At 56.1% G+C, this 14,132-nt stretch carries 9 protein-coding genes; 8 read left to right on the forward strand and 1 reads right to left on the reverse strand.

What is annotated here, in order from left to right; all coding sequences use genetic code 11:
• Positions 1-113: 113 nt before the first annotated feature.
• The 7 genes from nusA to SH467x_RS08180 all read left to right on the forward strand — a co-directional run bounded on the left by nusA (position 114) and on the right by SH467x_RS08180 (position 9,445).
• Complete coding sequence (gene nusA / locus SH467x_RS08150) at positions 114-1,550, forward strand: transcription termination factor NusA (protein WP_482370777.1); 1,437 nt, start codon at positions 114-116, stop codon at positions 1,548-1,550.
• A gap of 271 nt (positions 1,551-1,821) precedes the next feature.
• Positions 1,822-4,800, forward strand: a complete 2,979-nt coding sequence (gene infB / locus SH467x_RS08155) for a translation initiation factor IF-2 (protein WP_482370778.1) — start codon at positions 1,822-1,824, stop codon at positions 4,798-4,800.
• A gap of 60 nt (positions 4,801-4,860) precedes the next feature.
• On the forward strand, positions 4,861-5,343 hold the full coding sequence (rbfA, locus tag SH467x_RS08160; protein ID WP_482370779.1) for a 30S ribosome-binding factor RbfA: 483 nt from the start codon (positions 4,861-4,863) through the stop codon (positions 5,341-5,343).
• A 38-nt stretch (positions 5,344-5,381) separates the two neighbouring features.
• Entirely contained in the window at positions 5,382-6,578 is a 1,197-nt protein-coding gene (locus SH467x_RS08165; protein ID WP_482370780.1) for a hypothetical protein, read from the forward strand.
• A gap of 38 nt (positions 6,579-6,616) precedes the next feature.
• A complete protein-coding gene (locus SH467x_RS08170) occupies positions 6,617-7,363 on the forward strand; it encodes a YebC/PmpR family DNA-binding transcriptional regulator (protein WP_482370781.1) in 747 nt (248 codons plus the stop codon).
• Positions 7,364-7,383: 20 nt separating this feature from the next.
• Complete coding sequence (hisD, locus tag SH467x_RS08175; RefSeq protein ID WP_482370782.1) at positions 7,384-8,751, forward strand: histidinol dehydrogenase; 1,368 nt, start codon at positions 7,384-7,386, stop codon at positions 8,749-8,751.
• A gap of 142 nt (positions 8,752-8,893) precedes the next feature.
• Positions 8,894-9,445, forward strand: coding sequence for a YceI family protein (locus SH467x_RS08180; RefSeq protein WP_482370783.1), 552 nt, complete (start codon positions 8,894-8,896; stop codon positions 9,443-9,445).
• A 330-nt stretch (positions 9,446-9,775) separates the two neighbouring features.
• On the opposite strand, the gene SH467x_RS08185 is transcribed toward SH467x_RS08180, so the two are convergent.
• Positions 9,776-10,684 (reverse strand): hypothetical protein, encoded by a 909-nt coding sequence (locus SH467x_RS08185; RefSeq protein WP_482370784.1) that lies wholly within the window; start codon positions 10,682-10,684, stop codon positions 9,776-9,778.
• A gap of 283 nt (positions 10,685-10,967) precedes the next feature.
• Here SH467x_RS08185 and SH467x_RS08190 point away from each other — a divergent pair, with 283 nt between their 5' ends.
• On the forward strand, positions 10,968-14,102 hold the full coding sequence (locus SH467x_RS08190) for a PVC-type heme-binding CxxCH protein (RefSeq protein WP_482370785.1): 3,135 nt from the start codon (positions 10,968-10,970) through the stop codon (positions 14,100-14,102).
• Positions 14,103-14,132: the final 30 nt, after the last annotated feature.

Genomic DNA, 14,132 nt, shown 5'->3' on the forward strand with positions numbered 1-14,132 from the left:
ACCCATTTGCGATAGCCTTACCCGATTCCAGCGAAAAATAGGGTCGGTAGTGAAAACGGGGGTTCTGAGTTCACCGCCACCCCCGAGAACGACTACAAACCTACTGACACCTAATGAATCCTCAAGAACTGCTCCGAATTGTCGATTCGTTGCATCGCGAAAAGCAGATTAGCCCAGATCTGGTCATCCAGGCGATCGAATCGGCATTGATAACAGCTGCCAAACGTCAATTTGGCGAGGATGCAGAGGTGGCGGTCAAGATTGCCCCAGAGGGTGGTCAGATCAGCGCGTCGGTAGATGGTCGGTTATTGAGCCAGGACGAGATAGGTCGGATCGGTGCGCAGACCGCCAAGCAGGTCATCATTCAGAAGCTGAAAGAAGCGGAGCGAGATGCTCGTCTGGATGAATTCTACGGTCAGGTCGGTCAATTGGTCACTGGGATCGTGCAACGAACCGAACGGGGCTTGACCATTGTCCAGCTTGGAAATGTCGAGGCCATTTTGCCTCGCAGCGAGCAGATCCCTGGAGAGTCGTATCACAACGGATCTCGCGTCCGCGCCGTCATTTACGAAGTCAAGGCGGCCGGCAACCGGGTAAAGATCATCCTTTCCCGCTCCCACCCCAGCTTCGTCCAGCGACTTTTCGAGCAAGAAATCCCGGAAATCGCCGACGAAGTCATCAAAATCAACGCCATCAGCCGCGAGCCAGGCTACCGGAGCAAGGTAGCGGTCAGCAGTTCCGACCAGCGTATCGATTGCGTGGGGGCTTGCGTGGGCATGCGAGGCAATCGGATCAAAAACGTCACGAGCGAGTTGGCAGGGGAGCGAATCGACATCGTTCGCTGGAGCGACGACCCCATGGTCCTCATCCCCAATGCGTTGCAGCCTGCCGAAGTCGAGCAAGTCTTGCTTTGCGATATGATCGGTCGCGCGATTGCGTTGGTCAATGAAGAGCACCTCTCCCAGGCGATCGGTCGCTTCGGGCAAAACGTACGATTGGCTAGCAAGCTCTGCAGCTGGGATATCGAGATCATGACCGCCTCCGAATTGGAGCGTCAGATTGAGCGAGCGATGGAAATGTTCATGCAACTGGAAGGCATGACCGAAGAGGTGGCACAGCAGTTGGTCGAGCAGGGATACCTTTCCTACGACGACCTATCGGTCATTGAACCCGATGCCCTCATGGAGATGGGCAACTGGAGCGAGGACGAGGTCAACGCGATTGTCGAGCAAGCCGAAGAGCGAGCCGAGGCGTTGGAAATCGAAGAGGAAGAGCGAAAGATTCACGAGAAGGCGGAAAAAGAACGACGAGCCACCGAAGAGCTTGAAAAGAAAGAGCGAGGGCAATTGAAGCCCGCAGCGGCAGACGTCGCTGTAGCAGTGGCCCCTTCGGCCGACCCCACAACTGCGGCCGACACAACAGCTTCGCCCCAGTCAGCTGCGGAGGAATCCCCGCAGGCCGTGTCAGACGAGCCAGCACTTCAGCAACCAGCACCTCAGCAATCTGAGAATAGCCAGCCCCCCGAAAATGGAGCAGAATCGCAAAGCTAATCCATGTTTGAAGACTGACGCGAATGCAAAACATCCGTTACCATCATAGCAGAAGGTGTGCAAAGGGTTTTCTTGCATGGTCAGTCGAACCGATTGAGGTCCTCGCAGTCGTCTGCGAGGAAGCAGAGAGGACCCACAGCACGCTTCCTGGGGAGCTTTGTGGGGGCATCCAAATGAATTAATAGTATTGTGAAAAAACGCGAGACGGAGCCAAGGCTCAGCCCATTGCTTGCGTTTGGACAAGGGTTTAGAACCCGGAGAAAGTTGCTCAGTGGCAGTTAGAATTTATTCGCTGGCGAAAGACGTTGGTTTAGACAGCAAAGAGCTGGTCGATCTCTGTGCGCGATTGGGAATCCAAAACAAAGGCAGCGCTCTGGCTAGCCTGGAAGACGACGAGATCGCGAAGATCAAGAAGCATCTCGATGAGAAATCATCGGCGACGGCACCTCCACCCCCGGCACCCAAACCCGCTCGCGAGCCTCTTAAAGAGGCTCCCATCCGCGATCTGAGCGGGAAGTTGGGCGGCGCGAAACGGGATCTCTCCTCCTCCCGACGTGCGACGGCAGGTTCCGGTGTCTCCTCCGATGCGAGAGAGGATGCGGATTATCCTGCAGAAGATGCGGCCAAAGCCGAACAATCCGTTGCACCGTCCGGTTTCCAGGACGCGGATTCTCAGCAATCCGATTCGGAAGACATCGCCTCCGAGCCGGCACCGGCTATGGTCGCGGAATCTTCCCCGAACACCGCTCCTGTTGCGGAGTTCGAAACCGACACACCTGCTGAGTCCGACGCCCCTTCCGATAAGGAGCTTGCAGATTCCTCCAAGCCTTCGGGCTCGGGCGCGTTGCGACGCGACGAGTATTACGCACCCGCACAAACAAGTGGAAAAGTTCGAGTTCTGGGTCGTCAGCGTACTGCCGCACCGACTGGGGATAGCAGCAAGCCGTCGGTAGATCGCACCAAGCGATCGCGCGAACCCGTATTGAATTTGGCGCGGTTCCCCAAGTCCGCGACCCCTCCTCCCTCCGCCAAACCCCAAGAGCAGGCGACGCAAAAGCCGATCGTCAAGCTCACCCCGGATGTGATCCAAGGGGTCAAGAAGGGGATGGAGAAGCCGACGGAGAAGCAGCCGCTGCCCGGCAAACAAACAGGCACAGGGGCTGGCAGCAATCGCGCTGCGACACCGAGCCAAGCCATGCACGCAGGGTTGGCCGACTTCAAGGCGAACGCAGAAAACAAGCTCAACCTGAAGAACAAGAAGGCTGCTGACGAGGAAGAGGCAAAGGCCCAGCTCAAGAAAAAGGGTTTCAACGACGGCAGAAACGATCGCCTTCGCAACCCCAAGATCCATTCCTCGAAAGATCTGGCTCTGATCGAAGAGGAAGAGAACAAGCGGCGTGGCAACAAAGGGGCCAAGATCAAGAAGCAGCACACGATCGCTCGAAAAGAGAAAGTGATCCTCGAGCTTCCTTGCTCCGTCCGCAGCTTCTCCGAAGCAGCGGGTGTTCCTGCCGCGCGCGTGCTCCGTTCGTTGATGATGATGGGAACAATGGCCAACATCAACTCGACGCTGGCTCAGGAGCAAGCCGAGATGGTCGCAACCGATATCGGGGTCGATATCGAATTCAAGCAAGCCGAGTCGCTTGAAACCAGTTTGATCAACAAACTGGAAGCGGTGGAAGACAACCCGGAAGACATGGTCGCGCGACCGCCGATCGTCACCTTCCTCGGGCACGTCGACCACGGCAAGACATCCTTGCTAGATTACTTGATCGGTACCAAGATCGTTACGGGCGAAGCGGGTGGTATCACCCAGCACATCCGTGCTTACCAAGTCAAGAAAGATGGACGCGCGGTAGCATTCGTCGATACGCCAGGTCACGAAGCGTTCACGGAAATGCGAGCGCGCGGTGCCAACGTAACGGACATCGCGATTCTTGTCGTCGCCTTGGATGACGGCATCATGCCGCAGACCGAGGAAGCCATTTCGCACGCGAAGGCAGCGGGTGTTCCGATCGTCGTCGCAGCCAACAAGTGCGATCTCCCTGGAGCCGATCTCAACCGGCTCATGACGCAGATGACCGAACACGGCTTGACCCCGAGCGCGTGGGGCGGAGATGTCGAAGTTGTCGAAACCAGCGCCATTACCGGTAAAGGAATGGATGAGCTGCTCGAGACCGTATTGACCGTCGCCGAATTGCACGAGTACCGAGCCAACCCCAAGCGGGCGGCGGCGGGCGTTTGCTTGGAGAGCGAGCAAGCCTCCGATCGGGGCGTGATCGCGAAGGTGATGGTTCAGAACGGAACGTTGCGCGTCGGCGATATCGTCGTCTGCGGATCGACGTTCGGCCGCGTCAAAGCCTTGTACGACACACTCAAACGAAACAAACAGCTCACCGAAGCGGGGCCTTCCATGCCGGTCAACATCACCGGTTTGGACAAAGCCCCCGAAGCGGGCGAAAAGTTCTTCGTCCTCGACGAGATCGGCCAAGCGCGTCAGCTCGCTGCCGACCGCGAAACGGCCTTGCGAGCACAAAACCTCTCCGGAACCTCTCCCAAGGTTTCGTTCGAGACATTCCAAGAATTGCTTCAAACGGGCAAGCTAGGGGTCAAGGAAGAGAAGGTTGTTTTGAACTTGATCATCCGAGCCGATGCACGCGGTTCGTTGGAAGCCATCGAAAAGGAATTGACCAAACTCGATCACCCCGAAGTCGAGATCAAGATCCTTCAGAGGTCCGTGGGTGGTATCACGGTCGCCGACGTGACCCTCGCGAGCGCATCGCAAGCGGTTATCGTCGGGTTCAATGTGATCCCCGATGAGGCCGCTCGAGGCTTGGCAGATGATCGAAACGTCGAAATTCGCCGCTACGACATCATTTACAACTTGGCACTGGACATCAAGGCATTGATCGAAGGCCGATTGAAGCCCGAAGAACGAGTTGTCGAACTGGGTCGCGCGTTGGTCAAACAAGTCTTCGCCGTCTCCCGCGTCGGAACCATCGCCGGTTGCTATGTCGCGCAAGGAACGATTGAGCGAGGTTGCCGCGTTCGCGTGAACCGCGAAGGACGCAAGATCGGTGACTATGCCTTGGATACCCTGAAACGCCACAAAGACGACGTGAAGGAAGTCCCTCGCGGCATGGAATGCGGTATCAGGCTCGGTGGATTCAACGACATCAAAGTCGACGACATCCTCGAAGCCTACCGAATCGAAGAAGTCGCGAGAAAATTGGAGACTTCGAGAATTTAACGAGCCTCCGCAAAGCATGTGAGCTTGAACGGAGACACGGGAAAACATCGAAGAGAATCTATGACGGCAAGAAGACTATTGAAAGCAGGGGAAGCCATCCGCGAGGTGGTTTCCATGGCGATCCTGACGGAACTGCGGGACCCTCGAGTGAAGAACGTCACCGTCCTCGGTGTCGAAGTAGCACCTGATATGCGCGAAGCCAAGGTGATCGTCAGCGTGATGGGAAACAAAACGCAGCAATCGACCAGTTTGCGCGGGCTTCAGAATTCGGCCGGCTTTTTGCAAGCCAAGATCGCCGATCGAATCGACACACGCTACACCCCAAGACTGACCTTCGTCCTGGACGATGGTATCAAGAAGTCTCTCGCTGTCTCTCAGATCTTGGACCAGATCGCAGCCGAACGAGCTGCGGACCAACGAGCCAAAACCGGCGACGAAGAAGTAGTCGCCGAAGAGGAATTGCTGACCGACTCCGAGGAAGGCTTGGACACCAGGGAAGCCTCCGGCTCCGCAGAGAAACGCGAAGCTGCGCAGGACGAGTAACCGACCAACCTTCCATCGAATCCATTTGAAATATCCCCATGAGCAGCCGAGCCGAAAAGTTAGAACAGCTTCACAAGTCTCTCAAGAAGCATTTCAAATACCAAGAGGATTCGACCGAACGTTCCGTACTCGAAAATCTCCTTTATGCCTGCTGCCTGGAAGATTCGAGGCCAGAGCAAGCCGACGAAGCCTTCGCCAAGCTCCAGCAAACCTACTTCGACTGGAACGAAGTTCGCGTTTCCACCGTAATCGAACTGGGTGAGGTGCTTGGAAACCTCCCCAACGCCAATGCAGCGGGCCATCGCATCAAAAGATGCTTGCAATCCCTCTTCGAAACCCGATATCAATACGACATCGATGATTTGAAGAAAGCGAACTTGAGCAAAGCCACCGAGGAGCTGCAAGCCTGGCCAGGCATGACTCCCTTTGTGCTCAACTATGTCTCCCAGCACGCCCTCGGGGGACATGCCATCCCCGTCGGAACCGCTTCGTTCGACGCTTTGCTCGCTGCCGATATCGTCACTCCTGCCGAGGCCGAAAAGAAAACACTTCCAGGAGCAGAACGAGCCATCACCAAAACCAAGGGGGCCGAGTTCTCGAGTCTTCTCCACCAGTTTGGAGTCGAGTACGCAGCCAACCCCAAGAGCGCTGCAGCCTTGGCCGTCTTCAAGGACCTGGGAGTGACTCCGAAACCACCCATCGTCGTCGACACCTCCAAAACCAAAAAAGCCAAAGCCTCCCCTCCGGAACAACTCGCTGCACCCAAGCCGACCAAAGGGGCTCCCAGCAAAGATGCCTCCAAAGGGGCAGCGTCCGTAAAGCCCGAAGCGGCTCAGGCCACCAAAGTGGAAACCAAGAACACGGGCGCGAAAGAAACCGCGGCGAAAGATTCGGCTTCAAAGGAAGAAACCAAAAAAGAGTCCAAGCCCGCTGCGAAGGGAACGGAAGACAAGTCCAAGGAAGCGAAACCGAAGGCGGATTCGGGCAAAATAGCAGGCAAACCCGCCGACAAGAGCAGCAAAGCAGACGTAGCGAGCAAATCGGTTAGCAAACCCGCTCCCTCCCCAAAGAGCAAGCCTGCAGAAAGCAAATCCTCCGAGGGTAAAACCACCGAAGGCAAAGCAGCAGAGGGCAAGGGAGCCGAGAAAGCGGAAGCAAAAAAACCAGCCGCTGCACCTAAGAAACCGACCAAGATGGCAAACAACGTGAAGATCACGAAGAAGAAGCCCAAATAAATCGATAGTTGAAACGAAACGAACGGGAGAGTTAAGGTATGGCAGGTCACTCGCAGTGGGCCAATATCAAGCACCGAAAGGCCGCGGTTGACGCAAAGCGAAGCAAGCTCTGGAGCAAACTTTCGAAGGCGATCATCGTCGCAGCCAAACTCGGAGGAGGCGACCCCGGCTCGAACATTCGACTCCGGACAGCGATCCTCGATGCAAAAGCCGTTTCGCTACCCCGTGATAATATCGAACGAGCTATCAAAAAAGGGACTGGGGAAATCGAGGGTGGCGATGTCGAAGAGATTCTCTACGAAGGCTACGGACCGGGGGGTGTAGCTGTCCTGTGCGACATCCTTACCGATAACCGGAATCGAACGGCACCTGAGGTTCGCAAGCTGTTCGACAACCATGGCGGCAAACTCGGTTCCACCAACTGCGTCGCCTATCTGTTCGAGCGAAAGGGTGTGATCTCGATCAAACAATCGACGATCGACCTGGAGAAACTCATGGAGCTCGCGCTGGAAAACGGCGCCGAAGATGTGACCGAAAGCGGCGAATACTTCGAGCTGGCTTGCCCTCCCGAAGCTTACAGCGGTTTGGTCGAAGCTCTTGAATCGAATCAAGTTGCGATCGAAACCAAAGAAGTTACGCGAGTTCCAAGCACCACCGTTGAAGTGGATTCGGAAACTGCGGTTTCGGTGATGAAGCTCCTGGAGAAGCTTGAGGACCACGACGACGTGCAGTCCGTCGCCTCCAATGTCAGCTTCACCGAAGAACAGCTCGCTTCCTTTCAATAAATGACTGCAGTCTGCACGACATGTCACAGCTCTCATCCTCCGCCGTTCGCTTGGAACGGCTCGACGCATCCAGTCCAGATTTCGCTTCTTCCATTGCCAGGCTACGAAAGAAGCTAAGCCCCGATGGATCCGTTGTTTCTCCTCGAGGCAGGGAGCTGACACTTCGAGTCTTCGGCGAACCCTTGACGCCCGGCCAAGTCGTCCAGCGCATCTGCACCGATGTACGAGAGCACGGAACCGAAGCGGTCATCCGATACGCCAAACAGCTGGATAACCCGGACTCTCGAGCAGACAACCTACGTGTACCGCTGGAACAAATGCAGGCCGCGCACGCCGCAGCCTCCGACTCATTCCTCCAGGCGATCCGTCGGATTCGCAAGAATATCGAAACGTTTCAAAAAGGGATCCTCCACCAAAACGTCTCGATGACCCCCGAACCAGGGGTGGTACTAGAACAACGCTACACGCCCCTTCGACGTATCGGAATCTGTGTCCCAGGGGGCGCGGCAGCTTACCCCTCCACCGTCCTGATGACCGCCGTACCCGCCCAATGCGCCGGCGTTTCAGAAATCGCCATCGTAGCGCCACCCACCCCATTGGGCGCGTACAACCCAGATATGCTGGCCGTCTGCTACGAACTAGGCATTCGCGAAATCTATGCGGTCGGGGGCGCGCAGGCGGTCGCATCCCTCGCCTACGGTATCCCCGAGATCCCTGCCGTCGACAAAATTGTCGGACCCGGCAATCTCTTTGTCGCCCTCGCCAAACGATTCGTCTACGGACATGTGGATATCGATTCCATCGCCGGCCCTAGCGAAGTCGTCGTGCTCGTCGATGCAACCACCCAGCCCCAATTCGCCGCCTCCGATGTGCTCGCACAAGCCGAGCATTCCCCCGGCGCAAGCATCGTTGTTGGATGGGATGCTGGAATGCTCGATCGCGTCGAACAATCGGTAAACGATCAAGTTCGAAAATTGGAACGTGCCGATCTGACAATCGCTTCGCTCAACGAATTCGCCGCACTGATCCTTTGCCGTGATGAAGACGAAGCGTGCAAAGTCACCAACGAAATCGCCCCCGAGCATTTGCAAATCGCCATCGAGAATCCTCGCAGGCTTCTCCCAAAGATCACGAACAGCGGCGCAACCTTCCTCGGCCCATTCTCTCCCGTCGCACTAGGTGACTACGCCGCAGGACCCTCGCACGTCCTCCCGACAGGTGGTACCGCCCGCTGGGCATCCGGTCTGTCCTCCAATCATTTCCTTCGATCAAGCAGCGTCATCGAGTACAACCAAAACGCGTTGCAAGGTATCGCGGACGAGATCGGGATACTCGCCGACAAAGAAGGGCTCACGGCCCACAAACACAGCGTCTTGGACCGCGTCTAGAAACAACCTTGCTCCTCGCAAAAGAGTTCGCCGTAGGGCTAGCAGGATCGGTATAATCGGAAGCCCGTCATTCCGGGCTAAACCGAATACCACTGGGGTAGTCGGTTCCTGATTACTACATCCAACCCATTGGAGTTCTCTTATGGTTTTGCGATTCGCACTTTGCGCTGCTTTCGTCGTCTCTTCCTCTTTGGTCGGTATCTGCCAAGACACTCTCAAACTCGATAAACAAAAGTCTAAGATCGAATTTGTCGGAAGCAAACCCGCCGAAAAGTCTTCCCACTCGGGTGGCTTCAAGGAATTCAGCGCGGAGTCGACGGTCGATTGGGAATCCCCGGAAAAAAGCACCCTGACCATCGAAATCAAAGCCGCCAGTCTTTTCTCCGACAACGATAAACTCACCGACCACCTCAAGAACCCTGACTTCTTCGACGTCAAGAAGTATCCGACTATCAAGTTCGAATCGACCAAGATCGAACCTAATGAAGAAGAAGGGGTCATCACCGGCAAAATGACCATGCTTGACAAGACGGTGGAACAGCAAGTTCCTTACAAGGTTGAAGTCACCGATACCGAAGTCGTGCTCAAGGCCGATTTCAAGCTTGATCGAACCAAGTGGGGCATGAAGTACGGCCTTCCCAAAGTGAGCGAGCAAGTCGAAATCAAAGCGACCCTCACCTTCAAGCGCAAGTAATCCTCGCACCGGTCCCGCGCGATAACCATCCGTAACAACCGTTTTCCAAACGGCGTTCCTGTACTAGCCGTTTTCCAAACGGCGTTCCCCGCGCTATCGTTCGCAAACGCCGTTCGCAAATGCAGCTCGGAAAAGCAGCTTGTAGAGCGGTAGGAACGTACAACACCGCTGGGAGAACGGTTATTGCATAAAAAAACCGAGGAGTGGCTTTCTTGCAAAAACCACTCCTCGGCAGCCTTTTCTCTCTCTAGCCCCACACACACTACCAAAAAGCTAGAGAGAGAACGTTTCCCATTGCTGGGGGCGACTTCTTCAGCTCGATCATCTCTATTAAATATCGAGCTTTTGAATACTTACCCATTTCGTTTTCGAACCCGCTCCACCGACGTCGGCGCGATTTTCCGCCCCATCTGCAGCTGGAACGCTATTCGTCGGTGCGCCATTGGTCGGTGCGCCGTTCAATCCAGCTCCATCCCCTGCGGCCGGTTCCGCAAGAACAGGCGGGACAACGGGAACTTCCACCGGTGCAGCAGCTTGTTCCAACCTTTGCATAACAGGTAGCTTTGCCTCAGCGTCCACAGATCGCAAAAACTCTTGCGCCTCGATGTACTGCTCGGCCGACATGGTCTGCAAATTCTCACGAAGCAATGCCGCAAGCGATTTCACCAATTGTGCGACTTGCAGTTGGGTCGGACTCCCATTTCCGCTGTTCTCCCATGTTCGGGATTCGAAGATCGCATCGATCTCCTTCTTCAATGGAGCGTACTGCGATTGCCGGAGAATATGCGGCCAAGTAATCGTACCGGAGTCGTGATCGAACTGAGACGCCGAAAGCTTCTTTGGCTGGTAGTACTCCACCATGCGTCGACGCGCTTCACCCACAAAAGGTTTGCTGCCATAGCGTCGCAAGAACTCCTCGCGTAATTCGCGGCGCTCAAAGTAGGCTTTGGTGTAGGCAACGCTATTGTCGATCGCTCGCCGCTGCGCCTCTTGGTAGTTGATTGCCGCCAAACTGTTCATATACGAGAGCTCTCCGACCGCACCGATAATCGATGCTTGGCCTCGCATAAATCCTTCGTCTACCGTACTCGATCGCTCGGTAAACGACCAACTGTTCACTGGGTAAGCAATCGCGGGCCCCTGCTGGGCTTCCAAAGAACCGGTTCCCAGCCATCCTACGGCGACTGCAGCAACTCCCCATTTCCATCCCATTATCTTCAATCGTGTGTGCGTGATCATTTTTCTTTTCCCTTTGTTACAACAAACTACTATTCCCTTGTTCGTCGCATTCATCCGTTTCTTTCCTATCGACGTCTTGATTCTTCTAAGAACTGCAATGCAATCGATGTGCCAAAAGCGACAATCTCTGCCAAGCATCGGCTTCACCCTCAAATTGCTTGGTCCATCGTAGACGGGTCAAGTCCCCATCTCGTTCCAAGTTTGTATCCCTTTGGCCTAACATGTCTCAAAACGAGACTCGGCGATTCATTCAGGTTCACAGCTTGCAGTAGAATGAAGCCTGATGAAATCTCCCCACCCACCCTCCGCTCCATCCCTTCCTGCCATGAACACCTCTGCCCCGAGAGCTTGGTTGACCCCTCCTCTCCTTCTTTTTTTTGCCACCACCTTCCTGTTCGCTTCCCTAAACGGACGGGGCTTGGTCGCGCAGACGGCAAACGATCGAGGTGACCCTACCAGCGCTATGGCCCCTGAGACCGCGGCGCAGAGCTTTCAGATCCCCGATGGCTACCGCTGGGATTTGGTCCTCCACGAACCCTTGATACGGCAGCCCTTGATGACTGCGTTCGACGATGATCGGCGTATGTGGGTGATGGAATACCGGCAATACCCGGAACCTGCCGGTCTCAAACCTCAAAGTCGCGACGCTTACTGGCGCATCGTTTACGACAAACAACCCTCTCCTCCGGGCCTCGGCGGCGTCGAAGGAATCGATCGCGTCTCGGTCCACGAAGACCGGGACGGGGATGGCCAATACGAAACCCATCACGTCTTCTTGGATAATCTGAACATCGCCACGGCGGTCGCTCCGGTTGCCGATGGTGTTTGGGTTCTCAATCCACCCTACCTGACGTTCTATCCCGACCGCGATCGCAATCTGAAACCAGATGGACCTCCGGAGATTCATCTCGAAGGCTTCGGACTGGAGGACACCCACTCCGTCGTGAACAGCTTGTGCCTCGGCCCCGATGGCTGGCTCTACGCCGCGCAGGGGAGCACGGTATCCGGGCAAGTCAAACGATTCGGTTCGGCGGATCCTCCCATTAACACGATGGGGCAAGCGATCTGGCGATACCACCCTCAACTTCGCCAATACGAAGTCTTCGCCGAGGGTGGTGGCAATGCCTTCGGGGTGGCGTTCGATGACCGCGGGGATATCTTCTCCGGCCACAACGGTGGTGACACACGAGGCTTTCACTATTTACAGGGGGGCTACTACCGAAAAGGTTTTTCCAAACACGGCAGTCTTTCCAACCCGTTTGCGTTCGGCTATTTGATGCCGATGAAACACCCTCCGATCCAACGCTTCACCCACGCGATGTTCATGCTGGATCGCTTCTGGAACTCCGATGCGACGCCCCGCATGTTCGCCATCGATCCCTTGCACGGAAAACTGATCGACACGGTACTTGCTCCCGACGGCTCCACCTACTCGACCAACGATGTTCGCGACATCGTCTCGAGCAGTGACAAATGGTTCCGCCCCGTCGCCCTCACGCAAGGCCCCGACGGGGGTGTCTACGTTTGCGATTGGTATGACTTCCAAGTAGCCCACATCTACGCCCATACCGGGCAACTCGATAAAGAACGAGGTCGGGTGTATCGACTTGTTCGGAACCAAGAACGCAATTCCATAACGCCCGCTTCCATCACGAGCATCGAAGAGGCCTTGCAACAATTGCGAAGCCCCATTCGCTGGCAACGGGACCAAGCTCGGCGGTGGATCGCTTCTCAGCCCAATAAAGATCGATGGCAGGAACGGCTCGCGTCGACTCTCGAATCCGAGACCGGCGATGTGGCACTGGAGCTTCTCTGGACGATTCACGCGTGCGGCTGGATTCCTGGAACGATCCCTCACGCCAATTCCCCAACACCTCCATCCCTTCCGATCGAACGAGTTTGCCATTGGGTGGAGCATCCCCATCCCGATGTCCGTCGATGGCTGATTCGGCTTGTGGGTGATAGCAAGGCATTCCCAGCCCCCTTCGAAAAGGCCGTGCAGCAGTTGTCTGCGAAGGAAAAGGATGTGCGAGTCGCCTGCCAAATCGCGTCTACCGCAAGGCGTCTTCCCCTCGATTCCTCGCTGGCGATCTTGCCCCCGATGTGGACCGAAGCCTTCCCAGCCAACGATCCCTTCCTACCCCATTTGGTTTGGTGGGCGATCGAGGCGCATGCGAATCAACCGATGAAGACTGTCACCCCCATCCTGACCGTGGCGGAAATCGAACAGCAGCCTTGGGTCGCAGAATTCTTGTTCCCCCGATTGGTCGAGCGGTTCAGTCGAGTCCCTACCGAAGAGGGGTGGAATGCCGTCCTCGGTGTTCTTCGACGAACCGCACAACTTTCAAACCCTTCGCTCCGCACAGCCTCCGCCACCAAGTCGATCGAAGCCTTTGAAAGAGCGTTTCAAAACAGATCCCTCCAAAGCGTCCCCGCTGCAGTGGTCGATGCCCTCGCAGGACTCGGCGTCCCCTCGCTCCCCCTTGCTATCCGCAGGGAGGATCCAGCCGCCGTGAAAAAGGGTGTGGCAATTGTGCGAGACTCCAAAGCGAAATCGGAACAACGCGTTGCACTGATTCGATTGGGTGGAGAGCTGCGCATCCCCACATTCCTTCCCGCATTGCTCGAAGAAATTCGCAAAGACCCGGCCGATGAAAAGGCCCGGCAAGCGGCCTTGGCCGCCCTGGCGGGTTTCGACAGCCCCGCCATTGCGGAAGCCATCCTCGCCGTGTGGCCGAAGCTCACGGAAGAAAGCCGGTCGATCGCCGGAGCAACCCTCGCGCGACGCGTTGCGTGGACCGAGCGATGGCTGAAGGCATGCGAGAAGGACCAAGTCGACGCGAGTACCCTGCCTCTCGATGCCCAGCGCGCCATGCGATGGCTTGAAAACGAAGCGCTCCAAAAGACGCTCGAGAAACGCTACCCAGCCCCTTCGGGCATGAATCTCGTCAGCGCCGACCAAGCGGCCGAGAAGATGATCCCGCTACTCGACGAAAAGCCCGGCGATCCCTACCGAGGAAAAAAAATCTACCGAACCCAATGCGGTCGCTGCCACCAACTCTTTGACGATGGAGGTGGCATCGGCCCCGACTTGACCGGTTACCAACGTGATCAGCTCAAGACGCTATTGAGAAACATCATTGCACCCAGTTTGGAGATCCGTGAAGGCTATCAGACCGTCGTGCTGATCCTCGACGATGACTCGACGGCCACTGGGTTCATCGAATCGGAAACCGAGGATCAACTCGTCCTGAAAGGTCTCGATGGCCAACCACAGACGATTGAAAAATCCGCGATTCTCACCCGAAAGCAACAGAGCCTTTCGATCATGCCCGAGAAATTGCTCGACGCTCTCTCCGCACAGGAATTGAGCGATCTGATGGCCTATCTGAGGACAACCCAACCACTCAACGATTGAGCTTCTTCGCCATTTCCTTGACGCACATCC

Origin of the sequence: Brakhagea slesvicensis (assembly GCF_052161625.1) — a bacterium.
In the GTDB taxonomy this organism is placed as follows: domain Bacteria; phylum Planctomycetota; class Planctomycetia; order Pirellulales; family Pirellulaceae; genus JBKCUI01.

Excerpts from the sequence above, each read along its gene's own strand:
- nusA (WP_482370777.1), top strand. The coding sequence starts at position 114 with ATGAATCCTCAAGAACTGCTCCGAATTGTCGATTCGTTGCATCGCGAA.
- rbfA (WP_482370779.1), top strand. The coding sequence starts at position 4,861 with ATGACGGCAAGAAGACTATTGAAAGCAGGGGAAGCCATCCGCGAGGTG.
- SH467x_RS08165 (WP_482370780.1), top strand. The coding sequence starts at position 5,382 with ATGAGCAGCCGAGCCGAAAAGTTAGAACAGCTTCACAAGTCTCTCAAG.
- SH467x_RS08170 (WP_482370781.1), top strand. The coding sequence starts at position 6,617 with ATGGCAGGTCACTCGCAGTGGGCCAATATCAAGCACCGAAAGGCCGCG.
- hisD (WP_482370782.1), top strand. The coding sequence starts at position 7,384 with ATGTCACAGCTCTCATCCTCCGCCGTTCGCTTGGAACGGCTCGACGCA.
- SH467x_RS08180 (WP_482370783.1), top strand. The coding sequence starts at position 8,894 with ATGGTTTTGCGATTCGCACTTTGCGCTGCTTTCGTCGTCTCTTCCTCT.
- SH467x_RS08185 (WP_482370784.1), bottom strand. The coding sequence starts at position 10,684 with ATGATCACGCACACACGATTGAAGATAATGGGATGGAAATGGGGAGTT.
- SH467x_RS08190 (WP_482370785.1), top strand. The coding sequence starts at position 10,968 with ATGAAATCTCCCCACCCACCCTCCGCTCCATCCCTTCCTGCCATGAAC.